Here is a 25,436-nt window from a genome sequence, read left to right as displayed (position 1 = left end):
GCGGCAGAAACGTGAATAGAGCCATTCCTAAACAGGGAGAATAAGCGTCGGTATGCCGTCCGCATCAGTTCGAACTTGGATTTGGAAATCATTCCGGATGGACAAGCAGAAGGATCTTCTTTATAATCAATAAATAGTTACCCAAGGTAACTAATTTGAACGGAGGTCTCGAATGGACGCCCACAGACACTTTTTTCATAAATACTTTACGTTGTATCGCCCTTTCGTCAATGAGCTTAATCGTAAGCTCGAAGACTACAACCTGTATTATGCCCAGTGGTCCATCATGTACTATCTGGATTTTTATCAGTCGATGACTTTGGTGGAGCTGTCCAGAATGCTGTACGTGGAGAAGCCCACCGTCACCCGAACCGTCAACGCGCTGATCAAGCTGGACTATGTGGAGCAAATCCCGGTGCGGGATAAACGGGAGAAGCGCATTCAGCTATCCAAGGCCGGAGCTGACGTCTTCCTGCAAATTCGCAAGATATTTGACCAATATGAACAGGAGATTATGGAAGGCGTTTCTGAAGAGGATCAAAGGGCCGTCATCCGCGTGATGGAGACGGTCAGGGACAACATTATTAGAAAAGGTGATTAACTTGGAGCAAGCAGACTCGCGAGAACGATTGTGGAGCAAGGACTTTTTGATTGTGTTCGGCGTCAATTTCCTGCTCTTTTTATGTTTTTACTTATTAGTGGTGATCATGTCCTCATATGCAAAGAATGAGTTTCACGCATCGACGGGAATGGCTGGCCTGGCTTCCAGCATTTTTGTCGTCGGCGCATTGATTGGACGGTTGGTCGGAGGCAGCATCATCGAGCGGGTCGGCCGCAAAAAACTGCTGTTTACCGGTCTGATCGCCTTCAGCGTTCTCATCGGTTTGTACTTCGTCGTAAACAGCTTGAGCGTGCTGCTCGTTGTTCGTTTCTTTCACGGTATCGCCTTCGCCCTTGCCTCAACGGCAACAGGCACGATTGCGGCCAGCCTGATTCCGAATTCGAGAAGAGGCGAGGGTACAGGGTACTATGGCGTGAGCATTATTATCGCTTCGGCAATTGGCCCTTTTATCGGTCTGATGATTAACGAGCATGCTTCGATGATGGCTAACTTTACGCTGTGCGCCGCGCTAGGGGTGCTTTCGCTGCTGTCGGCTTTCTTTATGAACATACCTAAACTGAAACTGACCGCGGAGCAGAAGAAGGATCTGCAAGGGTTGAAGCTATCCAACTTTATTGAGCCGAAGGCGGTGCCGATTTCGCTGGTCAGCTTTGTCATGGGGTTCGGGTATTCCAGCATTTTAACGTACCTGATGATTTTTGCCGGGCAGATCAGTCTGGCCCAAGTGGCGAGTTATTTCTTTATTGTCTATGCGATTGTGGTCATTCTGTCGAGACCGTTCACGGGTCGCTGGTTTGACCAGAGAGGGGCCAATGTGGTGATGTACCCGGCCATTCTATCGTTTGCGATCGGGATGGTTCTGCTCAGCCAAGCCCATCAGGGCCTGACCTTGCTGCTCTCGGCCGTATTCGTCGGTCTGGGCTACGGCACGACGCAGTCCAGTGCTCAGGCCCTGGCCATTAAGCGTTCGCCGGCGCACCGGATCGGGCTTGCGACATCGACCTTTTATATTTTCGTGGACGTGGGCATCGGGTTTGGCCCCTTTATACTCGGCTTCCTGACGCCGCTTGTCGGTTTCCGGGGCATGTATATCGCGATGGCGGTCCTGCTAGCCGCGGGAATCGTCCTCTATCATATCCTGGTTGGGAAAAAGGAAAACGACGGGAACGACGGACATGCGGTCGTGCATTCATCAACGATTTAAACCCATGAAAGACTGCCTTTGGGCAGTCTTTTTTTGTATAGGCAGGTACGAGGCTGCAATCGGATTAAATAGGATCGAAAAGGAGACTCTAAATAGAAAAAACGAAAAAGGTGAACGCGTATGAAGCCACGATTCTTCATCTGCCTGCTGCTCTCAGGCGGATTGATTCTATCAAGCCCGGGAAGCAGCACAGCTTATGCAGGGCCACAGGACAAGCCTAGAGAGCAGCAGCTTGAGAAGGCCATGCTGCAGCAGCTATATCCGGTTATCCGGTCGTCCCTTCAAGACATATATAAGGAGACGTATCCTGTCTTTGGCTGCGAACGGATTCTATCGATTAACGAGCGGACGACGATGAAAGAGGATAACCAACAGGCCAGTCCGGTTGATGCGGTGCACGGGGCAAGCTATTTTGAGATTACGGTGGGCCTATGCAAGGGAAGCGGGGAGAAGATCGAGCTGCGTTTCAAGAACGATACGCCAACGGCGCAGTATTATTTGGATTTGTTCCATGTGAGGTAGTAGTTATTCCAGACGTGGCGAGCCGAGAAAGAATGATTTTAATCATTTTTTGCGAATCACAGGGCTTCATCCTATAGTAAAATTAGTCATGATTTGTGATGCTGCCCATTACCGGGCGCATGAAGGAGTGAATGACCCATGGCGCATGCAAATGATGTTCTATTGAATCAGCTGTTAGCGAACGCGAACGATCCCAGCTGGCACGTCCCGTTCCAGCAATCCGTGGATGATTTGACGGAGGATGAAGCGTTCTGGACGCCGGCCAATGGCAGCCACAGCATTGCGGAGATCATACAGCATCTGCTGTATTGGAACGAAACGTGGCAGACGCGGTACCGCGAATCGCAAGTCGATGCCATACCTTCGATTGGAGACAACCATAATAGCTTCATGATTCCGGATAACGCGACTTTTGCCGAGTTAAGGGACCGGCTGCTTGAGGTTTTGCTTCAATGGCAGGAGCTGTTGTCGGCGGCCAAGCTTGAGCAGGAAGTGAACGGATTCCCAGTACCGGCCAAGTGGTGGGAATTGGTGAGTAATGCGGCCACGCACAATGCTTATCATATCGGTCAAATCGTGTATATCCGGAAGCTGCAGAAGAACTGCAGCCCGTTGGAATGGTAACCGCGTTTTTTTCACGCCTGCGCACGAAAAAATGCATGGATGGTACCCGAATCATCCCTGGGCCCAACCATGCACCTCGTTTACAACGCTTCTTTAATTACCCGTTTATAGAACATGACCGACAACAAACCGAATATGGAGTACAGCGCCGTATACAGGAGCATTACCATAACCATCGGCAGCCACAGCTCGGTTCCGAAGAAGAACCAGCCGGATTTCACGGCAAAGTAACTGTGGGACAAGCCGACGACCAGCGGTATGCCGAAGTTGAACAGCTGCTTGATCTGAATCCCCGCAAGCAGGTTCCCTTGAGTGAATCCCAGTTTTCGAAGGATCGTGTAATTCGGCTTCTCCTCTTCGCCTTCGTCCATCTGCTTAAAGTACAGGATACATCCTGAAGTAATCAGGAAGGTGAGTCCCAGGAATCCCACAATAAACATCATCAAGCCCATATTGCTCTTCTGATTGAAGATCATTTCCGCCTGAGAGAGGTTCCCTGTTCGCTCGCTAATGCCGAGATCTTTAAAAATTTGATTCGCCTGATCCATGGCGATCGGATCCACGATATCGATGCCGTGATAGACATTGGTTTTCTTCTGGATCTTCGGATCCAGATCCTGAACCAGCTGATCGAATACGGTCTGGTCCACAATCGCCGTCGGCAGCCCGCCGCTTGCATAATAATAGGATACGTAGGCTTCCTTGTCCAAACCGATCAGCTTCTGCTTAAAGCTTTGTTTAGGGCTTATGAGCTCAATTTCCCCTGTGGTCTGAATCGCCATGAATTGCTGGATCGCGTCACTGTATCCCGTGAACAGCGTCTCACCGGGGGAAACATCCTTGCCCTTCACGCTGGCATCACTGATTACCGGGATGATCATGGAACTGGAGTCCACTTGCCCAGATACCTCCAGGCTGGCCCCGATAATATCGGATAGGTCCGCATTCACCTGGATTACGTCCCGTTCGGTCTTCTTAAATTCGATATCTTCATCTGTAAGTGCCTGGACAAATGCGGAAAGATCCTTCTGATCCGCTACCGCAAAATGATTGGGCACGCTCTGCTCGGCCGATTTCTCGGCGGAATAGTACGAAATATAACTAAGAGACAGCAGTCCGATCGCGAGTGCGGACACGGTCGTGATGATCGTTAACAGCAGCGCGTTCGATTTCATGCGGAACATGATGGAGGACAGGGACAGCACATTATTCAGGGACAAGTAACCGCCCTTGCTCTTCCGGATCGCGTTGAATATAAAGCTGACCGACCCTTTATAGAACAGATAAGTCCCGATGATCACCGCCCCCAGGATCAGGATCATGGCCATGAACAGCTCGTTCATGGTGGTGAAATCTCCGCTGAACAGCTTGGTCGACACATAGTAGCCAAGAAGTATGAGTCCGATCCCGAGCAGGCCGAACAGCATTTCGGCGAAGGACATTTTCTTGATTTGGTTCTCGGTCGTCGATACCGCGCGGAAGAGGGATAGAATGCTCTGCCTTTTGATGAACGTATAATTCATGATCATGATCAGCACATAGATGACGGCAAACACAATCACGGTCTGGATGAGCGCCTCGGTCGAGAAGGAGAGGGCTGCTTCGGTGTCTACGCCGGTCACCTTGAACAGGATCATCAGAATTAAGCGCGAAGCCGCGAAGCCGGCAAAGATGCCGATGACCATGGAGCCGAAGTACAGAATCAGGTTCTCCGCACTGAGGATCCGGAAGATCTTGCCCTTGGTCAGTCCGATGAGCTGAAACAGTCCGATTTCCTTGCTGCGCCGTTTGATGAAAATCGTGTTGGCATACAGCAGGAAGATCGCCACGATGGCCACGAGCAGCACGGAGGCGGCTCCAAGCGCAGCCGCTCCCTTAATGGAGCCTTTCGCTTCATCCATTGCGGGATCATATTGCAGCGTGACAAACGCGAAGTACAGACCCACGCTGAAGATCAGCGCAAATACATACAGATAATAGTTCTTGATATTCTTCTTCAAATTCCGGTAGATCAGATAATTAATGTTCATTCTGAACACCGCCTAGCACGCCTTGAGTCTTGATGATGTCGTTGAAGAAGGCCTGCCGGGATTGCTCACCCTTGTTCAGCTGGGTGTAGATCTGTCCGTCCTTAATGAAGACTACCCGGGTGCAATAGCTGGCCGCTACGGGGTCATGGGTAACCATGATGATCGTGGAGTCGATCTTCTGATTTAATTCGCTCAGCTTGTTCAACAGATCGGATGCGGACTTCGAGTCCAGCGCTCCCGTCGGCTCATCGGCAAAAATAATGCTCGGATCGTGGATGAACGCGCGGGCCGCGGAGGTCCGCTGCTTCTGTCCCCCGGAGATTTGGTTCGGATATTTATCCTTGAGTTCGTAGATGCCAAGCTCGGTCGCGATTCTTTGGAATTTCTGATCGGCTTCTTTTTTGGATACCTTCTTAATGGAGAGCGGCAGCAGGACGTTTTCTTTGACGGTCAGCGTATCCAGCAGGTTATACTCTTGGAAAATAAACCCGAGGTGATGCTTGCGGAACTCGGCCAGCTCCTTCTCCTTGAGGCCCGTAAACTCTTTGCCCTCGATTTTGATGCTGCCGAGGCTCACTTTGTCGATCGAGGAGAGCACGTTCAACAGCGTGGTTTTCCCGGAGCCCGAAGCGCCCATGATGCTGACGAACTCGCCTTTGTCCACGCGGATGTCGATGCCCTTCAGCACTTCCTGTTTATTGAATTTGTTGCCGTAGCTTTTATGAATTTGGTTTGCTTCAAGAATTGCCAATTTCACTCACTCCTTTGTTATCTGTCCTTATCATAAAGGAGTCGAGGGCCCTTTTCCTTCGATTCGCCGAACAAAGAGCAAAAGCATGTGACATTGTTGTCACATGCCGGTAATGCTTACGAAATCATTCCGTTTCGGAAAGATCAAGGTAAAGGTTGTGCCGATGCCCGGCTTTGATTCTACCTGGATCCGGATCATCAAGGCCTCGGCTACTTTTTTCGTCAGATAGAGCCCCATGCCGGTTGCGGCACTATCCTGATGCGAGGTGGTGGACGTGAAGCCTTTATCGAAAATCCGGGGCATGTCCTTCGGATCAATGCCGCGTCCGGCATCCCGAATGATGAGTCTGACATGGTCGGCCACGACATCGCTCTCGATGCTAATGTCCGAAGCGGAGCTGTATTTGACCGCGTTGGTCAACAGCTGGCGGATGATAAAGCCCAGCCATTTGGCGTCGCTCAGCACTTCCGCTGCCTGCAGGGAAACGTCAAAGCCGATGCCCTTTTGCATGCACCAGGTTTTGAGCCCGCGGATCTCCTGAAAGATGATCGGCTCGAGGGCGGACACCTCGATCAGAAGATCGTTCTGAATAAAAGGGATGCGCTTCTGGTGCAGCTGCTGGTCAAGCAGCAGGTGAATGCGGAGCCATTCATACTGGAGCTGCGCTTTCAACGTTTCGTCTTCCATGCGTTCGATCATCAATTGCATCGTGGTGAGCGGCGTCTTCACTTCATGAATCCAGGATAACAGCTCGTCCTTCTCCCCTTGCATCTCCATCAGGCGCATGGAGGATTCCTTCTTGAAACGCTCGGTCTGCAGGGAGAGCATGTCCATGGCAATCGCCTCAAAGGGGTGCTCCGGCTCGCTGATGGCGGCTAAGTCGTAGGTGTCGTCCCATGCCTGGAGACTTTTGTAGAACTTGGTTTCCCGGTTGTATCTGACGAACAGAAACACCAGGAAGAACAGCGTCGACAGAAACACGATATAGAGGATGGGCAGGAACGGGATTTGGGCGTCCACCGCGGCTATAAACAGAAGCATCACCTGCAAGAACACGAATAACAGAATCCAGCTTAGCCGTTCCCGGATATAGGCCATCATCATGCGTGGGCCTCTTCCGTGGCGATGTAACCTTGTCCCACCTTGGTTTCGATGTAAGGGTCAAGTCCCAAGGGTTCCAGCTTCTTGCGAAGACGATTCACGTTGACCGTTAACGTATTATCGCTGACAAAATGCTCGTTTTCCCAAAGGCTCTTGATCAGGTCCTCCCGGCTGACGATCTGGTTCTTCCGCTCCATGAGGATCTTCAGAATGAACATTTCATTCTTTGTCAGTTCAGCGGTGCCCTGAGGGCTGCTTATCGTATTTTTGCCGAATTCGACGGTGGCTCCGCGCCAGGTTCTCAGCTCGGTCCGCTCGGTGTTGTAATTGTATACCCGGCGCAGGGTGGCCTGGATTTTGGCAATCAGGACATCGAAGTGGAACGGCTTCTGAATGAAATCGTCGGCGCCCAGCTGCATCGACATCACCATATCGGTGGGATGATCCCGGGAGGACAGGAATATAATCGGGACGTTGGAGTGGGAACGAATCATTCGGCACCAATGGAACCCGTCAAATTTCGGCAGCTGGATATCGATAATGACCAGGTCGGGCTGAATCGCCGTGAACTCCTGGAGTACGGCGCTGAAATCGCGGACGCCATAAACGTCATACGACCATTGCGAGAGACGCTCCTGCACTTCATGGAACAGGGTCACGTCGTCTTCGATCAGCATAATTTTAAACAAGAGATTCACCACGCTTTAAAAGGTTGTTCAAACCGCACTTCATGAATGTGCGCTGTTCCGTCATGATTTTCATTCCCCAGTGTATAGCAAAAAGTCGATATATGCTATCTTGAGGCGCCTTCCCATGTGCATACATGACGAGGCTTAAATACCTATTTACAAACATTTCCTACCTTCCCATAATAGAAATGAGCCTATGACCTGGGAGGGGACGAATATCAAAATGTATAAGAAGTTCAAATGGTTGACCTTACTCATTGCAGCCGTGTTGGTCGTTATGACAGGATGTCAGGCCGTCGGGGGACTGGATATCAACAAGGCGATGCTGACCAGTCTTGATGTGAAATCCAGCGAATCCAGCGCAAGTATTCGATTCGAGGTGGTGCCTGCGGACAAGGCCCTATCGTCTGAAGATAAAGAAGCGATTGATCTTATTAATTCCTTATCCTTGAATATCGACCATGCCATCGTGGAGGATAGCAATACGGTGTCCATTCAAGGCAGCGTTCATTATTCGGACAAGAAGATTCCGCTTCATCTGTCCATGGATGCCAAGGGAATGGCGATTCAATTGGACGGCGCCAAGCAGCCGATCTATCTGTCGATGGATACAACCGTTCCGGGAATGCCGGACACCAGCCAGTATGAGCAGGCGATTCAAGATGTCGTGAAGAAGGCGGCAGGACTTGTGCTGAAGCATTTCCCGAACCCGTCCAAAGTTTCGGTGAAGCCGGTCCAGGAGAAGGTGAACGGAGAGAGCTTGAACCTGACGCATCTTCAGATGGAGCTTACGGGCGAAGAGATTTTGAACATGGTTAAGCCTTTCGCCGAAAGCCTGCTTAAAGACGAAGCCGGCTTGAAGCAGGTAATCGGTGATGGTTATGACGCCATTTATCCGATGATAACCAGCATCGGCGAGGCATACGGCGAAGACGTTGAACTCCTGCCGCAGGAATCCAAGGAAGAGGTCGTCGCGTCGCTCTACGAGATGGTGCATGGCGCACTGACCGAATTTACGGAGAACTACGATGAACAGAAGGAGCAGTTATTGGAGGAGCTTCCGGGATCCGAAACCGTCTTCGGCAAGGATACGATCCTCAAACTGGACTATTACTTCGACGAGCAGCTGAATACGCGCAAGAATGCGCTGGAGCTGACCGTCGCGCTTCCGGCATCCGAGGACCTGCCATTAAAGTCCTTCAAGGTGTATTCCGAAGGTGAGGTCTGGAATATCGGCGGCGCAGTGAAAGCCGATAAGGTCGACACGTCCAAAGGCGTGCTGGACGTCCTGAATGAATCCGTGACGCCGGGTCAAGTGCTGCGGAACTTCGAGAAGGATTCCCTCATCTACAACGTGTTGAAGGATGATCTGAAGATCACCCAAAAGTCGATGTATTTGAATATCTCGAACGAGGATTTTGGATACGGCGCCATCAAGAAGAACCATCAGAGCTTCGTTCCGCTCCGTTACCTGGCAGATCAGCTGGATGCCGAAGTGAAGTGGACCAAAGGCTCGAATAAAATTATAGTCATCAATGATTTGACGGGAGAAGAAATCGTGGTGACCGTAGGCTCCAAAAAAGCCAGCGTTGGCGGTAAAAGCGTGACGCTGCCGGAAGCGCCATTCGTTCATAGCAACGGATCTACCTACGTTCCGCTCCGGTTTATGGCCGAAGCGCTCGGCGCAACGCTTCATCTCGAGGGCGATGGCTGGATTTCGGTCGAACGCGATTAACGGTTTTTATATCGATAACGGGTCGGCAACGCCGGTGCCTGTTATGAAAGAATGCAAGTTGAAGTATATATAACGGGGCTGTTTCCCGTCATCCCCGGATGACGGGAAACAGCCTTTTTGTTGTTACCCTCCTTCATCGCGCTAACTGTACCGGTACAGTTAGCGTTATTTCAAATCGTAACGAAGTCTTTCCTGCCGTAAGATAAGTAACAAATGCACCGGCCCTCTAGGTTAGACATAAAAAAGAGAAGATGAAGGAGATACACAATCATGAATATACCGCATACAAGCCGTGCCTATGCCGCCGCTTTGGGATATACGGCCATCATTGGTTTTTCGTTTATGTTCGTAAAGCTGGCGCTGGTCCATGCTAACCCGCTGGATACGCTGGCGCATCGGTTTACCATTTCGTTCTTAGCCGCATCGCTGGGGCTCCTCATCGCCCGCAGAAAGGTCCCGATGGATCTGAAACGGCTTCTGACCATCGTGCCGCTGGCCATATTCTATCCGTTCCTGTTCTTTACGCTGCAAACCTTCGGGTTAGTCTATACCAGTTCGGCCGAGGCCGGAATTATCCACGCTACCGTACCGATCTTTACGCTGATCTTGGCGTCGCTGTTCTTGAAGGAGCGCTCCAGCTGGGCACAAAAGCTGTTTACGGTGTTGTCGGTAACGGGAATCATCTCTATCTTTGTGTTGAAAGGCGTGTCCTTCGAGCAATCGAGCACGCTCGGAATTGTGCTGATTCTGCTCTCTGCGCTATCCAATGCCGTTTACAGCGTGATGGCCCGCAGGATGACGCAGAAGCAGTCGGTACTGGATATCACCTTCATCATGTCGATGATCGGATTCGTGCTGTTTAACCTGATGTCGGTCGCTCAGCATGCGGCGCAAGGGACGCTCGTCCATTATTTTGACCCGTTTATGCACTCATCCTTCGTGTGGGCGGTTCTTTATCTCGGCGTCTTGTCCTCCCTGGGAACATCGCTCCTGTCCAACTATGCTTTGTCCCAGATCGAGGCGTCCCGGATGGGCATCTTTAACAATCTGGCTACCGTGGTCACGATTTTTGGAGGCGTCGCCTTCTTGAATGAAAAGCTGGCTTACTATCATGTCATCGGAGCAGCGCTCGTCATTGTCGGCGTGATCGGGACCAGCCTCGCAGGCAGAGCCGGGAACGCTAAGAAACAGCTGGCCCGGAACGAATCCAAGCCTGCTTAAAATATCTCTTCCGAATAAGTGTAAGCGAAGGATCATCAGGACCTCTAGAGCACCACTGTTGTCAAACCCCAAAGAAATGGGCTTGAGATATTAGGCAATACCTAATAAAATTAGGTGTAAGCTAATATTTTGATGAACGGGAGGGTGACCCTTTGCTCGAATGGATGTTACGTAACGTGATGGCAGAGAGAGGGATATGGTCGGGAGCGGCTTTGGCGCGGCTGATGAAAGAGAAGGCGGATTACAGCCTGTCGGCTGCTTCCATTAGCGCATTGCTGACGAACCAGCCCAGGCAGATGAAGGCAGAGACGTTAGATGCCCTTTGCACAACCTTAGAGTGTACTCCAAGTGACTTATGGGTGCATACACCTCCTTCCAAAACTAAGGGGGCTTAAGTGAATGACGGTAAAACCTATTGTGCCATTCGGCGATCCCATCCTGCGCAAGGTGGCCCGGCCGGTCGATTCCGTGAATGCCAGAGTATTAAAGATACTGGATGATATGGTCGAGACGCTGTACGACAGCGATGGGCGCGCCGGCCTTGCAGCACCGCAAATCGGCATTTTGCGAAGGCTTATTGTCATGGACTGCGGAGAAGGGCTGATCGAACTGATTAATCCTGAAATCGTGGAGATGAACGGGGAACAAATGGGCCCTGAAGCGTGCCTCTCCTATCCGGGCTACTACGGATACGTGAAGAGAGCCGACAAAGTGACGGTGAAGACATTGAACCGGCAAGGCGAGACGGTAATCCTGAAAGGCGAGGATTACCTGGCCAGATGCATGCAGCATGAGATTGATCACCTGAACGGCATTTTGTTTGTGGACCATGTTCGGGATGGATGGTTGTATCATGAGGAGACGCATCGACGCATCGAGCTGCTGCCCGTCATTGGTTTATCCAATACAGGCTCATAGGTCCAAAGAGACCAAGGGCGAAATGAATAGAACAGCCGGATCTGATGTCCGGCTGTTTTTTTATTGGTTATGGCTGAGAATGTTGATGCTTGACGGAATAGGAAAGCCGTGATATTGTTATCTTAAATTAAAGATGTTTTAAATCGAAATAATAAATGAATCAGATTCGACACACACTTTACAATATAAGAGACGGAGGCGTTTAACTATGAACGGATTAAAAGGAATTCACCACGTAACAGCCATTACGAGCAGTGCCGAGAAGAACTACGAGTTCTTCACCTATGTGCTGGGCATGCGGCTCGTGAAGAAGACGGTTAACCAGGACGATATTCAGACATACCATCTGTTCTTTGCGGATGACAAGGGCAGTGCAGGCACGGATATGACCTTCTTCGACTTCCCGGGTATTCCGAAGGGCAGACACGGTACGGACGAGATCTACAAAACCTCGTTCCGTGTTCCTAACGATGCGGCGCTGGAATATTGGGTCAAGCGATTTGATCGGATGGACGTGAAGCATCAAGGCATTCAAGAGTTATTCGGCAAAAAAACACTCGCTTTTGTTGATTTCGACGATCAGCAATATCAACTCATCTCCGACGAGAACAATGAAGGCGTGGCTTCGGGAACGCCTTGGCAGAAGGGGCCGATTCCCTTGGAGCATGCGATTACAGGACTTGGCCCGGTCTTTGTGCGGGTGTCCAATTTCGATCATTTCAAAGAAGTGATGGAGAAGGTGCTTCAGTTTAAGGAAATCGGCAAGGAAGGCTCGCTTCATCTGTTTGAGGTTGGTGAAGGCGGCAACGGCGCGCAGGTGGTTGTCGAGTACAACGCCGTGCTCCCACGGGCCCAGCAGGGCTTCGGTACCGTTCACCACGCGGCCTTCCGGGTAGAGGACCGTTCGGTGCTGGAGCACTGGATCAAGCGTCTGGACGACTTCCAATTCCATACGTCGGGCTTTGTCGACCGCTATTTCTTCCAGTCCCTGTACGCACGCGTCGCGCCGCAAATTCTGTTCGAGTTTGCCACCGACGGTCCGGGCTTCATGGGGGATGAGCCGTATGAAACGCTGGGCGAAAAATTGTCCCTGCCTCCATTCCTGGAGCCGAAGCGCGAGCAGATCGAGAGCATGGTTCGCCCGATCGATACGGTGCGCAGCACCAAGGAATTCGTGAAGGAATGATGCAATGAATCTCAAGAAGCAATCCGCTTGTTCATGACAAGGGCGGATTGCTTTTTTTGTGCCACCGAAATAACGGATCTTACGGTCATTCCCAAGTATCCGAACCGAATGGATGGTCCACGATGTACAGCCAGCTTCCATCGGGCTGTTGTCTCACGATCTCGGAGGTATGTCCTTGCAGCACCAGCGGTTGGCCATCCGGGTCGGTCGTTTGCAGGGTGAACCGAGCGCGCAGCATAGCGATATTTTCAAACGGGATACAGTATACATTGGTGGAGACGATGGTGCCTTTGAGCCGCAGCAGTTCCTCCAACGTATGGCGGAAGGAATGGGTTCCGATTTCCAGGCTTCCGTTTCGGTGGACATGAACGCCGTTCGGTTCATACAGTGCCAGCAGTTGATCGATATCCCCGCTATTATACGCGTCTGCAAAAGCTGCATTCATATCTTCCGGCCTCCGGACTGGTTTTGAAGGATTTGATGGTTTCATTGTATCTCCTCTTTCTGTAAGATGATAATCAATAGCCTATCTGAAAAAGAAAGCCATGGTAAGTACGCAGAATATGGTGACCTAGTCATCTATTCATGACCAAGGGAGTTGAGGAATAGCAATATGCCCTATCAGGATGAGAGTTTTGGGTGTCCGGCTGAAGTCGGCCTGCACATGATTAGCGGAAAGTGGAAGCCTCGAATACTATATGAGCTGTTTCAGGAAACCCGCCGTTTCGGTGAGCTACACCGGAGAATACCTGAAGTATCACGTCACGTGCTGACCTTGCAATTACGGGAGTTGGAGGAGAACGGCATTGTGAAGCGGACGGTGTTTCATGAGCTGCCTCCCAAGGTGGAGTATTCGATAACGATGTTTGGCCGACAGTTTGAAGCGGTGTTGGAGCAGATGGTCATTCTGGGCCAGCAGTATATCGGATCTCAACAAGATTCTAAGGGGAAATAACAAACGATAGCTTTGATCGGATGAGTATCCGATGCAGCACGCATTCAGCGATTAAGTACATCAATTCTGGTTTAAATACAAATACTGTATGGGAAAACGATGACTTATTTGCTGAGGTGGGGCTTGTGAAAGGAAGTTTACTGAAGAATATCGTGTTTTCGGTATCAGCTGTCATTATTGCCGTGTTGGCTATTCTGGGGGCCGTCAAGCCCGGGGCTTTCGGTGAAGTGGCAGGGTATCTGTACAGATTTACGACGAATACGTTCGGCTGGTTCTATATGCTCTCGATCTTTGCGATTATCATATTTCTGATCTGGGTTGCGGCCAGCAAATACGGCACCATTCGCCTTGGCGGAGATAAGGAGAAGCCCGAGTACCCGTTCTTCACCTGGATCGGCATGCTGTTCTCCGCAGGATTTGGTGTCGGGCTGGTGTTTTGGGGCGTGGCCGAACCCATGAGCCATTTTTTTAAGACGCCCTTCGGAGGCGTCGAAGCACAAGGCGTCGAAGCGGCACGCGTGGCTATGGGCTATTCCTTTTTTCACTGGGGGATAAGTCAATGGTCCGTGTTTGCCCTAGTCGGGCTTGTGATTGCGTTTCTACAGTTCCGTAAGCAGAAGGATGGGCTGGTGTCTACCGCGCTGGAGCCTGTTACCGGTTCAAAGCGCAGCGTCAAGAATGTGATTGATATCCTGGCGGTCATTGCAACGGTCATGGGTATCGCTACTTCGATCGGACTTGGCGTTCTGCAAATGAGCGGCGGGTTGAATACCATTATGGGAATTAACAATGGCGTAGGGCTGCAGTTATTGATGCTGGGGATTATTTTTGTCGCTTACATGATCTCGTCGACGACGGGATTGGACAAGGGGATTAAATACTTAAGCAACCTGAACCTCGGGATGGCGCTAGCCTTTTTATTGTTTGTGTTTATCTGCGGACCCTCCGTATTCATCTTGGAGACGTTCACATTAGCGCTTGGCGACTACATTACGAATTTCGTTTCGTACAGTTTAAGGCTCCAACCTTATGCGGAAGGCACATGGGTACGGGAATGGACGATATTCTACTGGGCGTGGGCCATTGCTTGGTCGCCGTATGTGGGAGCCTTCGTGGCGAGGGTATCCAAGGGGAGAACGGTTCGCGAATTCATTGTGGGCGTGATGGTTGTACCGCCGGTCATTGCCTGTCTCTGGATCGCCGTGTTCGGCGGAACGGCCATCTGGTTTGACCTGCACGAGAACACCGGGATAGCGGCAGCCGTTAACGCGGATGTCACGTCGGCGCTGTTCCAATTGTTCAACCAATTGCCTTTCGCTTCCGTCATGAACGTGCTGGCGATTATACTTATACTGACGTTCCTGGTAACGTCCGCGGATTCGGCAACGTATATATTAGCCAGTATGACCACTTATGGCAGCTTGAACCCTCCCCAAACGGCAAAAATCGTGTGGGGCACGCTGATGGCAGCCATTGCCGGCGTCCTGCTGTATGCAGGTGGCCTTGAAGCCTTACAGACCGCTTCGCTGATTGCGGCATTGCCGTTCACCGTACTGCTGCTTCTGATGATCGTTGCGGTAGTGAAGCTGCTGAGCCGAGAGCCGCTTCCGATTCGCAAAGCCGATCTGAAACGGTTTCGCCGTCTCGAAGAGGCAGCAAACCGTGGGAAGAAGTGAGACAAGCGCGAGGTACAGCAAAGTTCAGAAGAATTGGATTCAAGAGGGCACTCATGCGGTGTCCTCTTTATTTTTATGAAAATGAGCCCGGATATGACAGCAGCCATAACCAAACCCATATAACACAGAATCGAAAAAGCCCCCATCACACCCGCGGGCGTGCAATGAGAGCTTTGGAAGTTCGGCATAAAGTATCCGTAAATCCATGTTGACCCGAGTGCAAGCAGATCGCCCGCGTTGGAGGATAACACAATCTCACGCGCGGCGAATTGGCGGGTACCTCAAGCGGGGCCGTTCTCGGACTCATATGTAATGGTTCCGGGATTGCCGCAAGCGCTAGGAATGAACAGCAGTACGATAAACGGGGTGAGCAGCTTCTTCGTAGTTGTCGTTATGCTCCGCCGTTTTGAGTATGTCCTCTTTTTCCCCTTTTAATAAATTGTAAGTGATGCAGATCGGCTTCGCCGTGCGCGGATCGCGGCCGATCTCTGCGTCGATATGGAATACTTTCTTTAATACTTCGTGCGAAATGACGGATTCCGGATCGCCGGCCTGAATGATATCTCCATCCTTCATTGCGATAATGTAATCCGCGAATCGGGCAGCCTGGTTCAAATCGTGCAGAACCATGACGATGGTCCGCTCTTGTTCGATATTGAGCCTCTCGAGCAGTTCCAGAATCTCCAGCTGATGCGCCATGTCCAGGTACGTGGTCGGCTCGTCGAGGAAGATCATTTCGGTCTCCTGCGCGAGTGCCATCGCAATCCATACCCGCTGGCGCTGTCCGCCGGACAGGGCATCCACCGAACGGTATTTATAATCCTGGGTGCCGGTAACCTCGAGTGCCCAGTCGATGACGTCCATATCCTGCTTGGTCAAGCGGCCAAAACCGCGCTGATGGGGATAGCGCCCGTAGGATACGAGTTCGCCCACCGTCAATCCGCCCGGACCTTCCGGAGTCTGGGGCAGAATGGCCAGCTTCTTCGCCAGAAGCTTGGTGTTCATCCTTGCGATTTCTTCCCCGTCCAGAATGGCTGCACCGGATTGATAAGGAATGATGCGGGTAACAGCCTTCAAAAGAGTGGATTTGCCGCAGCCATTAGGCCCAATGATGGTCGTGATTCTTTTATCGGGAATATCTACGTTAAGACGATTCAATATCAGATTCTCGCCATAACCGACGCTTATTCGATCTGTACTTAGGCGAATCATCATTTCACCTCCAGAGTAGTTAGCTATCAAACGATAATGATTCTCAATTTCATCCATAAATATAATGTGAGGGCGCACCGTTGTCAATAAATATCTTAATGGAAATTTCAAATAATATTCATGTTTCAGCCGAAAAATACCCATATATAGTTCAGTGGAATATTACAGGCCTACATCTAGGCGAAATTGTGACAAAATGAATTTTTTCTAAATGTTTGATTGTAAAAAGGGCAAAGGCAACGTATACTAATTGATAATGATAATCATTTACGTTACAAGGTGATCACAAACAGCCTTTTAATTTATAGACCGGGAGTGAAACGCATGAGTGGGAATGAGATATTTGATGTAACGGTTATTGGCGGAGGACCAGCGGGATTGTATTCCGCTTTTTATAGTGGACTGCGTGGCATGAAAACCAAGATAATAGAATATCAGCCCATGCTTGGCGGAAAGGTTCACGTGTATCCGGAGAAAATGATATGGGACGTCGGCGGATTGACGCCGATTCCGGGCGCGAAGCTGATCGAGCAAATGGTTCAGCAAGGCCTGACGTTCAATCCCGAAGTGCTGTTAAACGAGAAGGTTGAATCGATCGCCCGCAATGAGGAAGGACTGTTCGAATTACATACCGCGAATTCCGGCGTGCATCTGTCCAAGACGGTCATCGTGGCGGTCGGCGGAGGCATCTTGAATCCGCAGAAGCTGGAGATTGAAGGCGCCGAGCGGTTCGAAGTGTCGAACCTGAACTACACCGTGAAGTCCTTGCAGCATTTCAAGGGCAAAACCGTCATTGTGTCCGGCGGAGGGAATTCAGCCGTAGATTGGGCGAACGAGCTGGAGCCTGTGGCGAAAAAGGTCTACCTGGCCTATCGCAAGGACGAATTGTCAGGCCATGAAGCCCAGGTCGAGCAGCTGATGAACAGTAAGGCGACCTGCCATCTTAATACATCGATCACGAAGCTCATTGCTTCGGATAATCATGAGGTGATTGAGCGGGTAGAATTGACCAATAATGCCACAGGGGAAGTTTCCTATTTAGCGGTAGACGAGGTCATCATTAACCATGGCTATGAACGGGATATGTCGCTGCTGGAGAACAGCAACCTTGATATTCACCGGGTGGATGACTACTATATCGCGGGCAACGCAAGCTGTAATTCTTCCATACCGGGACTGTATGCTGCCGGCGACATCCTGCATTTTGACGGGAAGCTGCACCTGATTGCGGGCGCCTTCCAGGATGCCGCGAACGCGGTGAACAGCGCGAAGCAGTTCATTGAGCCGGATGCCAGGAAGTACGCGATGGTCTCTTCGCATAACGAGGTATTCAAGGAGCGCAATCGCGAATTAGTGAAGCAATTGATCAATTAGAACACGAGCATGCGTGTACATGCATGTAACGATAGAAGAGAAGCGAGGGAATCCCCGCTTCTCTTTTTTGCGTGCCCTTATTGTTTTTGGGTAATCCCTGAAGTGATCAACGGGCCGTAGTTGATCAGCTGCGTCATCATGATGCCCATCTCTCTTGCGGACTTGTTCATCCCGGACTCGATCCAGTGTATGACCAAGCCGATATTGGCGGAGATCATATACGCGATCAGGTAATCGCTCGGAATGATCTGATTCCCGCCTGTGGGCATTCTGAACGCATGCTTGGCAAACATATGCTCCTTCATGAACTCCCTGAATTGCCGAACGAAGGAAATGTCCCCATTCGGGCCGACAATAGCCTTGAAGAAGTCGGCATGCCGGACGAGCTCCTCGAATATTTGTTCTGACGCCGGATAAGGCTCTCCCTTTTCCGCATAGTCCCTGGAATCCCTGGGATCGATATGAACCACGATGTTCTCAATCTTTTGAAGCACCTCTTCTTTGATCTTATCCAGCATATCCGGCACATCCCGATAATGCAGGTAGAAGGTACCACGGTTGATATTGGCGCGATTGGCGATATCGGTCACGGTAATGGCATCTATCCGTTTCTCCTCCATAAGTTCAAACAGGGTTTGCCGCAACAGCTGATTGGTCCGGATTTGCCGGCGATCCGTCTTTTTTGTCAAGGAATTCCCCCCAGTACGAATGTGAAGACTTAATCAACAGAAGGCTCGTACACTGATGAGTAATGAACACTCCGCTGAAAGCTGATGATTGAACAAATCACTCCCTTCATTATAATTAACGCTGTGATCATTAATCAACAGTCTGTTCATTAACGAGGAGTGGTGGATATGGGGTTCTTAAGACAAAAAATGCTGTGGATCGGCGCATTGGCTGTCCTTCTGGTGCTGGCCATCTTCGGCGTAGCCATGATGGGGTCGATCGCGGGAGCGAAGCCGAAGTCGCTTCCCGTTGCGCTTGTCGCCTTGGATCAGCCGGTTGAGTTGCCAAGCGGCGAAACCCTCGCTGTCGGTGACATGATGAAAGGAATGCTGCAGGCAAACTCGCAGCTGCCCATTCATTGGGAGATCGTGAATTCGGAAGCGGAAGCGCGGGAAGGGCTCGACAGCCAGAAGTATTACGGCGCCCTTGTGCTGCCTGAGGACTTAAGCGCCGGCATCTTGTCGCTGCAGTCGCCTGCTCCGAAGCCCGCTGTGGTGCAGGTGCTGGCGAATGAGGGGATGAGCACGCAGGCATCCACTGCGGTGAGACAGATGCTGGGGCAAGCGATGAAAATGGCGGGAGCGGAGCTCTCCAAGCAGGCGTTGACCATGATCGGCTCGCAGACGGATATGCTGCCGGTCACAACCGCGCAGGCTCTGCTCATCCCGTTCGAGGTTCATGAGGAAGTCGTTCATCCTGTAGGTGCGAACCACGCAAGCGGCAATGCGCCGGGAATGCTGATACAGATTCTATGGATCGGCTGCCTGATCCTTAGCGTGTTCCTGTTCCAGGCGCTGCAGAAAGCAGTGAATGACGGCAGCAGCAGGGGAATCGCGATTGTGCTGCAAGGCGCTGCCGGTTTGCTGCTGGCGGGTCTGGTCTCCGGTTTTCTGGTTTGGATGGCTTCCTCCTGGTATGGCATGGAGCTTGCGAACGGAGGCAGCGTATGGCTGATGCTGTGGCTGGCCGGGTCGGCATTTTTCCTTCTTCAGTCGACCTTGCTGAACTGGATCGGGCTACCGGCCATGGGCATCTTGGTGCTCCTGATGTTCTTCTCGATGCCGCTTCTCAATATGGCGCCGGAGTTTCTGCCGCAGGCGACGCAGGATTGGCTGTACTCCTGGACGCCGCTGCGATTTGCCGCTTCCGCTCTCCGGGATGTGATGTATTTTGACGGGTACGCGCCATCTTCTTCGCATTCTGCGGTAATGTGGTTCATAGCCGGAGGTTTTCTTGTTCTGCTGCTGGCCTCGACATTCAAGAAAGGGAGTCGTTCAGACCCAAGAAAATCGATGGCCGCTTCTTAAGAGAATAGGTTGGCGCCTAAGCAGTGCGGGGTTTATCCCTGCACTGCTTTTTTATAGTTTGCTCAAGCCGACCGGTTCATGTGGAAGGGATCATGGCCAAAGTCGCAGCATCAGGACGTTGCTCCCTTTATTCAAGTGAATAAAATACTATCGTTCTTCAGGATGGCAGCCTGTATAATCCTGAATAAGGGAGCGTGAGCGTAAATTGAAGATTAAAGTGATCATTGCGGACGATAACTCATTTATCAGGGAAGGCATGAAGATCATTCTGGCGACGTTTGATGAGTTCGACGTGGTGGCAACCGTTGAAGACGGACAAGAAGCGGTCGCCTATTGCGAAGCGCATGAAGTGGATGTGGCGCTGATGGATGTCCGGATGCCGAACCTGAATGGCGTTGAGGCCACGAAACAGCTCACGGAGCGTACCAAGACCAAGACGCTGATCTTAACGACGTTCGACGACGATGAATACATTACCGATGCGATCCTGAATGGCGCCAAGGGTTATCTGCTAAAGAATAACGACCCGGAACGGATTCGCGATGCGATCAAAACTGTATACCACGGCCATCATGTGCTGCAGGACGTCGTACTGGATAAAATCAAATCCGGGCTGTCTCCCGGAAATCCTGATAAGACAGACAAGGCAGACAAGTTCGACCGAAGCCTTTTCACCGAAAGGGAACTGGATATTATGGCCCTCATCGCCAAAGGACTCGCCAACAAGGAAATCTCGAAGAAGCTGTTTATTTCCGAAGGCACGATTGCCAATCATATTACTTCGATTCTCAGCAAGACGGGTCTTGAGCATCGGACCCAAATTGCGATTTTTTATCTGACGGGGGAAGTGAATAAGTGAGCGAACGCCGAAATTATGCCGAATCGTGGATCATCGGGTTAAAAGCCATACTGTTCCTGTATGTTATCGGCCAGTCTTATGCATCTGGCCATGGGATAACCCCGTGGTATATATTAGCCGTTCTTCTCTACCTGTCCGTTAATGTATCCGTCTATATTTTCAAGAACCGGAATATACAATTGTACCTCATGCAGCTTGCTGTTCTTGTCGTCGCGGCTTCCTCACTCTACATCCATCCGCTGTTGTTCATGCTGCTTCCCGTGAATCTGTACGAGCTGTTGTCGCTTTACGTTCGCAGGAGCTGGATGATCCTGATCCCCTTGCTGGTTCCAGCGTTTATCGTGCCTCAGTGGCTCGTCATGCCCTATGTTTATACATCCGTATTATCCTATATTTATCTTACGATGCTCAGAACCTTTGTTAACCGGGCCGCATCCTACCAGGAGCAGAACGAGCAGATGCATCGCGAACTGGATCGGTTGACCCAGCGGCTGAGCGAAAATAATGAGTACATCCGGCAGTTTGAATATATGTTCAAGCTGGAAGAGCGAAATCGGCTGTCCCAGGAAATTCATGACAAGATCGGGCACTCCATGACGGGAGCGTTGATTCAGATGGAAGCGGCCAAGCGCTTGATGACATCGAATCCGGACAAATCCGCCGAGCTGCTGCAGAATGCCATATCCATCTCCAAAGAAGGCATTGAGAGCATCAGGCTGGTTCTAAAGAACGTAAAGCCTCCGACGGAGCAGCTCGGCATCAACCGAATGCGTTTGTTTCTGGAGGAGTTCTCCGCCCAGCACTCGATCAAGACCGTACTAACGCATGAGGGCAATATGGATGTGATTACGCCGCTTCAGTGGAAAATCATTCAGGATAACACCCAGGAAGCGTTAACCAATACGATGAAGTATGCGAATGCAACGGCAGTCTCGTTACATATCGAAGTTCTGGGCACCATGATCAAGGCCAAGGTCAGCGACAACGGCAAGGGCATGCAGAAGGTAATCAAGGGCCTTGGGATCATAGGCATGGAGGAACGCGCCGCGGTCGTGAATGGAACCGTGATCGTGGATGGCTCGAGCGGTTTCTCGGTGACCACTCTAATTCCTTATAGCTAAAGCTGGTAAGCGCATTTGGCGGGTTAGGGATATCGGGTCAAACAAGACATTCCCCACAAGGGTGAAGATTTGGATCATCAATAACATGAATATTCTCATGGGTAAGGATGAACTTGTGCACTATCGCAAGGGCATCCTTTTTTCGTACGATAAATGCAGATCAAGTCCACCGGCTGATGCGTGGATGGAATATGGAGGCGAAAAACGTATGAACGTGCTGGAGATCAAAGGGCTCACGAAGAAGTTTGGGGATTTCATAGCGGTAGACCAGCTGTCGTTGAACATACGGGAAGGCGAGATTTTCGGCTTCCTGGGCGCGAACGGAGCAGGCAAGAGCACAACCATCAATATCATATCGTCGCTCATGCCCATGACCAAGGGAGAGGTTCATGTCCTGGGCAAGAATCTGACGAAGCATCGAAAGTTCGCGAAGCAGCAGATCGGCATGGTTCCGCAGGAGGTTGCGATTTATGAGGATCTGACCGCATATGAGAATGTTCATTTTTTTGCCGGATTGTATGGACTGAGAGGATCGGAGCTTAGGAGCAGGACCGAAGAGGCGCTTACCTTCGTCGGACTTAGCGACAAACATAAGACGTACCCGAAAAGCTTCTCCGGCGGCATGAAGAGACGACTGAATATCGCTTGCGCGATTGCCCACAGACCGAAGCTGATCATCATGGATGAGCCGACCGTCGGCATCGATCCCCAATCGAGGAACTATATCCTAAACTCGGTCAGGAAGCTGAACGAGATGGGCAGCACGATCCTGTATACGAGCCATTATATGGAGGAAGTGGAGGAGCTCTGCACCCGGATTGCCATTATTGACCACGGCAAGATCATAGCGGAGGGCACGAAGGCACAGCTGAAGGCCATTATTACGGACCAGAAGGATATCGGGATCGAAGTGCAAACGACCGCCCATCTTGAAGCGAACAAGTTGAAGGAGGTCGCGGGCGTCAAATCGGTTGAAGTGAAGGAGAATATCGTGCACATCAGCTCCGACGCAGGAGTCAATAACCTGAATAAAATCATACAGCAATTCATGGCGCAAGGCATTGAAATTCGTTCCGTTCAAGCGTCCGAGCCGAGTTTGGAAACGGTGTTCCTGACGTTGACGGGCCGGAGCCTTCGGGATTAGCGGACCTAGGAAGAGGGAGGTGGAAGTACATGAACGTACTGAGAATCGCGCTGAAGGAGATGAAGATCGTCCGGGAGCCACAGATGCTGGTATTCATGCTGGCAACTCCGGTGCTGCTCATTCTGATCCTAGGGACGGCGCTTTCGAATGCTTTTAACGGCAGTACCACGATTGGAGACATTCGGGTGCTATACCATAACAATGGAGCAGAACCCGCGCTTACGGAGCAATGGCAGGTTTTCATGCAGGAGGCGGAGCGCTCATCGGGCATGGTCTTTGAGCAAGTCGAGGAAGGCATGGATGGAGGTCAGGAAGTGAGAAACAACCGCTACACCGGTTACGTGGAAATGGACGGCCAAGGCATCCGATATGAGGGAAACAGCCGCAGCAGCCTGGAGAACGGGATTGTGCAGGGGATGCTGTCCGCGTTCACCGACCGGTACCGGCTGTCAGCCGAAGCCGCAAAGATCGATCCGGAATATGAGAGCAAGCCGCTTGTTGATGATGGAGGGAGCTATGTGCTGGAGTCTTCCATACAGGGAGCGAGGCAGCCGGGTTCGCTTGATTATTTTTCGATTGCGGTCACCACGATGATCATCCTGTACAGCGCCTTGACGGCAGGCGGACTCATCGATAGTGAGCGAAAGCGAAACACCGCACAGCGCCTGTTGGCCTCACCGGTGACGAAAGCCGAGATTTTTGCCGGAAAAATAACGGGCACGCTCGCAATCAATGCCGTATTTGTCATCATCGTTGTGCTGATCAGCAAATATATGTTCAATGCCTATTGGGGGGAGAACCCCATCATGGTATTCCTGGTGTTGTTCACCGAGATCCTGTTTGCGCTCAGCCTCGGGCTCGGCATCAGTTATGTGCTGAAAGGCAATGCAGCCGGAGCTGTCATCATGGTCATAATTCAACTGGCTGCCTTCTTTGGCGGCGGATATACGCCGGTTGCAAGCACAACGGGATTCATGAGGGAGGTTGCAACGTATTCTCCCTTGCATTGGTCCAATGAAGCTCTGCTGCAGCTCATCTATTCAGGCAGTGGGTCGGCAGCCATGCATGCAATGATGCTGAATATCGGTTTTTCCATCCTGCTGCTGGCCGTAGCCATGATTTCGATGCGAAGAAGGGAGGGGCTGTAATGTTGAAGGATATGCTCTGGCTCATTCGAAAGACGATATTGACCTCGTTGAAGGATTATAAAAATCTGCTGTTCGTTATTGCGCTTCCCATTGTCGGCATTCTGCTATCCACCTTAATCTACAAGGGCTCCGGAGATACCTCCGTTACCCTTGGCATCGTGAACCACGATATCGAACAGAAGGTCACGCAAGATACGATCGATTTTGTTGCTCAATTGGAGCATACCGAGGCATCGGTCATTAGGGAATCGGAAGCGGATGACTTGGTTGTGTCGGGTGAGCTGGATGCGGTGCTGATCTTCCCCGAGGGATTTGCGAAAGGCGTAATTCAGGGGACACCCGAGCCGGTCCGGATCGAATCGATTAAGGGCGCTCAGGTTACGGGGTATGTCCAATCGTATTTGAACGCGTACGTCCAGAATATTTCATCCATGGGGGTTATAGCGGGCGGCGACGCCGCCGCGTTTAACGAATTATACAGCGGTTACCGCAGTTCTACGTTTCAATTGTCCACGAGTACGGTTGCGGATCAATCGGCCAATCATGATATGACCAACCGGACGATCGGTTACTTGGTTGTGTTCATGTTATTCTCCGCCGTGAATCTATCGGCATTGACGATCCGGGATCGCGAGAACCGTACGTACTATAGACTCTTATCGTCGCCTATTAAGGCCCGCAGTTACGTCTTCTCGAATGCCATCGTGAATGTCGTTCTGATGATAATCCAGATTGCGGCCACCTTGTTCGTCATGACCCGGTTCTTTCATATCGAGCCAGGCATTCCATTATGGCAGATGTTTCTGATTCTGTCGCTGTTCGCTCTGGTCGCGGTTAGTTTATCGCAGGTCATTGTCGCGTTCTCGGACAGCACCATGATGGCTAACGGAATCCAGACGATGGTGATCATGCCGACATCGCTGCTGGCGGGGTGTGTATTCCCGCTCTCCGTGATGCCCGAAGCGATTCAGCGAATCGCCGATTTCCTGCCGCAGTATTGGCTGCTCGATACGTTCGGCAAGCTTCAGCAAGGAAGCGGCCTGAACGACGTGATTCTGAACGTGGCGATTCTGCTGGCTTTTGCCTTGGCCTTATCGCTGATTGCAACCTACAAGTTCGCAAGAAATAGAGATACGCAGAGCTATATTTAAATTTAATGGCAGGGTCTCCTTGTACTCTGCACATAGGATGGCCGGCTATAAGCGATCAGGGGCTTGCTTGAACAGCAAGGCTCCTTTTTTTCATTCATCTGAACCCGTTCTTCCGGCGAAAAATCTATTGGAAAAAATGAACAAAGCTATTTCATCT

At 51.1% G+C, this 25,436-nt stretch carries 25 protein-coding genes; 18 read left to right on the top strand and 7 right to left on the bottom strand.

The annotated features are described in order from the left end of the window. Positions 1-172 precede the first annotated feature (172 nt). The 4 genes from P0X86_RS31835 (at position 173) to P0X86_RS31820 (ending at position 2,972) form a co-directional block, all read left to right on the top strand. Positions 173-601: a MarR family winged helix-turn-helix transcriptional regulator gene (locus P0X86_RS31835; RefSeq protein ID WP_192570246.1), complete on the top strand. Its 429-nt coding sequence runs from the start codon at positions 173-175 to the stop codon at positions 599-601. Continuing rightward, complete coding sequence (locus P0X86_RS31830) at positions 594-1,826, top strand: MFS transporter (protein ID WP_277747344.1); 1,233 nt, start codon at positions 594-596, stop codon at positions 1,824-1,826. Before P0X86_RS31835 ends, P0X86_RS31830 begins: the two co-directional genes overlap by 8 nt. A 120-nt stretch (positions 1,827-1,946) precedes the next feature. After that, positions 1,947-2,348 (top strand): hypothetical protein, encoded by a 402-nt coding sequence (locus tag P0X86_RS31825; protein WP_277747343.1) that lies wholly within the window; start codon positions 1,947-1,949, stop codon positions 2,346-2,348. Between the two features lie 138 nt (positions 2,349-2,486). After that, the gene (locus tag P0X86_RS31820) at positions 2,487-2,972 is read left to right on the top strand and encodes a DinB family protein (RefSeq protein WP_277747342.1); all 486 of its coding nucleotides are present in this window, start codon (positions 2,487-2,489) and stop codon (positions 2,970-2,972) included. Between the two features lie 80 nt (positions 2,973-3,052). Here P0X86_RS31820 and P0X86_RS31815 read toward each other — a convergent pair whose 3' ends face one another. The 4 genes from P0X86_RS31815 to P0X86_RS31800 form a co-directional block, all read right to left on the bottom strand. Further along, positions 3,053-5,002 (bottom strand): FtsX-like permease family protein, encoded by a 1,950-nt coding sequence (locus tag P0X86_RS31815; protein ID WP_277747341.1) that lies wholly within the window; start codon positions 5,000-5,002, stop codon positions 3,053-3,055. Further along, positions 4,992-5,753 carry an ABC transporter ATP-binding protein gene (locus P0X86_RS31810; RefSeq protein WP_009591195.1) on the bottom strand — a complete coding sequence of 254 codons (762 nt, stop codon included), beginning with the start codon at positions 5,751-5,753 and terminating at the stop codon, positions 4,992-4,994. Before P0X86_RS31810 ends, P0X86_RS31815 begins: the two co-directional genes overlap by 11 nt. Positions 5,754-5,852: 99 nt before the next feature. Beyond that, positions 5,853-6,857, bottom strand: coding sequence for a sensor histidine kinase (locus tag P0X86_RS31805; protein ID WP_277747340.1), 1,005 nt, complete (start codon positions 6,855-6,857; stop codon positions 5,853-5,855). Further along, positions 6,854-7,543 carry a response regulator transcription factor gene (locus P0X86_RS31800; protein WP_277747339.1) on the bottom strand — a complete coding sequence of 230 codons (690 nt, stop codon included), beginning with the start codon at positions 7,541-7,543 and terminating at the stop codon, positions 6,854-6,856. Before P0X86_RS31800 ends, P0X86_RS31805 begins: the two co-directional genes overlap by 4 nt. Before the next feature lie 223 nt (positions 7,544-7,766). Here P0X86_RS31800 and P0X86_RS31795 point away from each other — a divergent pair, with 223 nt between their 5' ends. From P0X86_RS31795 to P0X86_RS31775, 5 genes are all read left to right on the top strand, one after another. Next, the gene (locus P0X86_RS31795; RefSeq protein ID WP_277747338.1) at positions 7,767-9,278 is read left to right on the top strand and encodes a copper amine oxidase N-terminal domain-containing protein; all 1,512 of its coding nucleotides are present in this window, start codon (positions 7,767-7,769) and stop codon (positions 9,276-9,278) included. 276 nt (positions 9,279-9,554) lie between these two features. Further along, a complete protein-coding gene (locus P0X86_RS31790; protein ID WP_176502503.1) occupies positions 9,555-10,499 on the top strand; it encodes a DMT family transporter in 945 nt (314 codons plus the stop codon). A gap of 152 nt (positions 10,500-10,651) precedes the next feature. Further along, the gene (locus P0X86_RS31785; RefSeq protein WP_036659432.1) at positions 10,652-10,894 is read left to right on the top strand and encodes a helix-turn-helix domain-containing protein; all 243 of its coding nucleotides are present in this window, start codon (positions 10,652-10,654) and stop codon (positions 10,892-10,894) included. Positions 10,895-10,898: 4 nt separating this feature from the next. After that, positions 10,899-11,417: a peptide deformylase gene (gene def / locus P0X86_RS31780; protein WP_096775678.1), complete on the top strand. Its 519-nt coding sequence runs from the start codon at positions 10,899-10,901 to the stop codon at positions 11,415-11,417. Between the two features lie 208 nt (positions 11,418-11,625). Continuing rightward, positions 11,626-12,603 carry a ring-cleaving dioxygenase gene (locus P0X86_RS31775; RefSeq protein WP_090909696.1) on the top strand — a complete coding sequence of 326 codons (978 nt, stop codon included), beginning with the start codon at positions 11,626-11,628 and terminating at the stop codon, positions 12,601-12,603. A gap of 85 nt (positions 12,604-12,688) precedes the next feature. Here the strand turns inward: P0X86_RS31775 and P0X86_RS31770 are convergent, their stop codons facing one another. Then, positions 12,689-13,048: a YybH family protein gene (locus P0X86_RS31770; protein ID WP_277747337.1), complete on the bottom strand. Its 360-nt coding sequence runs from the start codon at positions 13,046-13,048 to the stop codon at positions 12,689-12,691. Positions 13,049-13,216: 168 nt separating this feature from the next. On the opposite strand from P0X86_RS31770, the gene P0X86_RS31765 reads away from it, so the two are divergent. After that, entirely contained in the window at positions 13,217-13,558 is a 342-nt protein-coding gene (locus P0X86_RS31765; protein WP_096775680.1) for a winged helix-turn-helix transcriptional regulator, read from the top strand. A 125-nt stretch (positions 13,559-13,683) separates the two neighbouring features. Then, on the top strand, positions 13,684-15,234 hold the full coding sequence (locus P0X86_RS31760) for a BCCT family transporter (protein WP_096775681.1): 1,551 nt from the start codon (positions 13,684-13,686) through the stop codon (positions 15,232-15,234). 336 nt (positions 15,235-15,570) lie between these two features. On the opposite strand, the gene P0X86_RS31755 is transcribed toward P0X86_RS31760, so the two are convergent. Then, positions 15,571-16,446 (bottom strand): ABC transporter ATP-binding protein, encoded by an 876-nt coding sequence (locus P0X86_RS31755; RefSeq protein ID WP_277749109.1) that lies wholly within the window; start codon positions 16,444-16,446, stop codon positions 15,571-15,573. Positions 16,447-16,770: 324 nt separating this feature from the next. Here P0X86_RS31755 and P0X86_RS31750 point away from each other — a divergent pair, with 324 nt between their 5' ends. After that, the gene (locus P0X86_RS31750; protein WP_096775683.1) at positions 16,771-17,820 is read left to right on the top strand and encodes an NAD(P)/FAD-dependent oxidoreductase; all 1,050 of its coding nucleotides are present in this window, start codon (positions 16,771-16,773) and stop codon (positions 17,818-17,820) included. A gap of 77 nt (positions 17,821-17,897) precedes the next feature. On the opposite strand, the gene P0X86_RS31745 is transcribed toward P0X86_RS31750, so the two are convergent. Next, positions 17,898-18,509, bottom strand: coding sequence for a TetR/AcrR family transcriptional regulator (locus P0X86_RS31745; protein ID WP_096775684.1), 612 nt, complete (start codon positions 18,507-18,509; stop codon positions 17,898-17,900). Between the two features lie 168 nt (positions 18,510-18,677). Here P0X86_RS31745 and P0X86_RS31740 point away from each other — a divergent pair, with 168 nt between their 5' ends. The 6 genes from P0X86_RS31740 (at position 18,678) to P0X86_RS31715 (ending at position 25,279) form a co-directional block, all read left to right on the top strand. Then, entirely contained in the window at positions 18,678-19,856 is a 1,179-nt protein-coding gene (locus P0X86_RS31740) for a YhgE/Pip domain-containing protein (protein ID WP_213580777.1), read from the top strand. 205 nt (positions 19,857-20,061) lie between these two features. Beyond that, on the top strand, positions 20,062-20,715 hold the full coding sequence (locus P0X86_RS31735; protein ID WP_213580776.1) for a response regulator: 654 nt from the start codon (positions 20,062-20,064) through the stop codon (positions 20,713-20,715). After that, complete coding sequence (locus tag P0X86_RS31730) at positions 20,712-21,836, top strand: sensor histidine kinase (RefSeq protein ID WP_277747336.1); 1,125 nt, start codon at positions 20,712-20,714, stop codon at positions 21,834-21,836. Before P0X86_RS31735 ends, P0X86_RS31730 begins: the two co-directional genes overlap by 4 nt. 208 nt (positions 21,837-22,044) lie before the next feature. Then, positions 22,045-22,980: an ABC transporter ATP-binding protein gene (locus P0X86_RS31725; RefSeq protein WP_277747335.1), complete on the top strand. Its 936-nt coding sequence runs from the start codon at positions 22,045-22,047 to the stop codon at positions 22,978-22,980. 29 nt (positions 22,981-23,009) lie between these two features. Beyond that, the gene (locus P0X86_RS31720) at positions 23,010-24,128 is read left to right on the top strand and encodes an ABC transporter permease (RefSeq protein ID WP_277747334.1); all 1,119 of its coding nucleotides are present in this window, start codon (positions 23,010-23,012) and stop codon (positions 24,126-24,128) included. Next, a complete protein-coding gene (locus P0X86_RS31715; RefSeq protein WP_277747333.1) occupies positions 24,128-25,279 on the top strand; it encodes an ABC transporter permease in 1,152 nt (383 codons plus the stop codon). Before P0X86_RS31720 ends, P0X86_RS31715 begins: the two co-directional genes overlap by 1 nt. Positions 25,280-25,436: the final 157 nt, after the last annotated feature.

This window comes from Paenibacillus sp. BR1-192 (assembly GCF_029542445.1).
In the GTDB taxonomy this organism is placed as follows: domain Bacteria; phylum Bacillota; class Bacilli; order Paenibacillales; family Paenibacillaceae; genus Paenibacillus_AQ; species Paenibacillus_AQ lautus_A.
The sequence above is the reverse complement of the archived record's forward strand: the minus strand, read 5'-3'. Positions and strand labels throughout refer to the sequence as shown.

What these genes read in the sequence shown, in the direction of transcription:
- P0X86_RS31835 (WP_192570246.1), top strand. Translation starts at nt 173, where the DNA reads ATGGACGCCCACAGACACTTTTTTCATAAATACTTTACGTTGTATCGC.
- P0X86_RS31825 (WP_277747343.1), top strand. Translation starts at nt 1,947, where the DNA reads ATGAAGCCACGATTCTTCATCTGCCTGCTGCTCTCAGGCGGATTGATT.
- P0X86_RS31820 (WP_277747342.1), top strand. Translation starts at nt 2,487, where the DNA reads ATGGCGCATGCAAATGATGTTCTATTGAATCAGCTGTTAGCGAACGCG.
- P0X86_RS31815 (WP_277747341.1), bottom strand. Translation starts at nt 5,002, where the DNA reads ATGAACATTAATTATCTGATCTACCGGAATTTGAAGAAGAATATCAAG.
- P0X86_RS31805 (WP_277747340.1), bottom strand. Translation starts at nt 6,857, where the DNA reads ATGATGATGGCCTATATCCGGGAACGGCTAAGCTGGATTCTGTTATTC.
- P0X86_RS31795 (WP_277747338.1), top strand. Translation starts at nt 7,767, where the DNA reads ATGTATAAGAAGTTCAAATGGTTGACCTTACTCATTGCAGCCGTGTTG.
- def (WP_096775678.1), top strand. Translation starts at nt 10,899, where the DNA reads ATGACGGTAAAACCTATTGTGCCATTCGGCGATCCCATCCTGCGCAAG.
- P0X86_RS31775 (WP_090909696.1), top strand. Translation starts at nt 11,626, where the DNA reads ATGAACGGATTAAAAGGAATTCACCACGTAACAGCCATTACGAGCAGT.
- P0X86_RS31770 (WP_277747337.1), bottom strand. Translation starts at nt 13,048, where the DNA reads ATGAATGCAGCTTTTGCAGACGCGTATAATAGCGGGGATATCGATCAA.
- P0X86_RS31765 (WP_096775680.1), top strand. Translation starts at nt 13,217, where the DNA reads ATGCCCTATCAGGATGAGAGTTTTGGGTGTCCGGCTGAAGTCGGCCTG.
- P0X86_RS31755 (WP_277749109.1), bottom strand. Translation starts at nt 16,446, where the DNA reads ATGATTCGCCTAAGTACAGATCGAATAAGCGTCGGTTATGGCGAGAAT.
- P0X86_RS31750 (WP_096775683.1), top strand. Translation starts at nt 16,771, where the DNA reads ATGAGTGGGAATGAGATATTTGATGTAACGGTTATTGGCGGAGGACCA.
- P0X86_RS31740 (WP_213580777.1), top strand. Translation starts at nt 18,678, where the DNA reads ATGGGGTTCTTAAGACAAAAAATGCTGTGGATCGGCGCATTGGCTGTC.
- P0X86_RS31725 (WP_277747335.1), top strand. Translation starts at nt 22,045, where the DNA reads ATGAACGTGCTGGAGATCAAAGGGCTCACGAAGAAGTTTGGGGATTTC.
- P0X86_RS31720 (WP_277747334.1), top strand. Translation starts at nt 23,010, where the DNA reads ATGAACGTACTGAGAATCGCGCTGAAGGAGATGAAGATCGTCCGGGAG.
- P0X86_RS31715 (WP_277747333.1), top strand. Translation starts at nt 24,128, where the DNA reads ATGTTGAAGGATATGCTCTGGCTCATTCGAAAGACGATATTGACCTCG.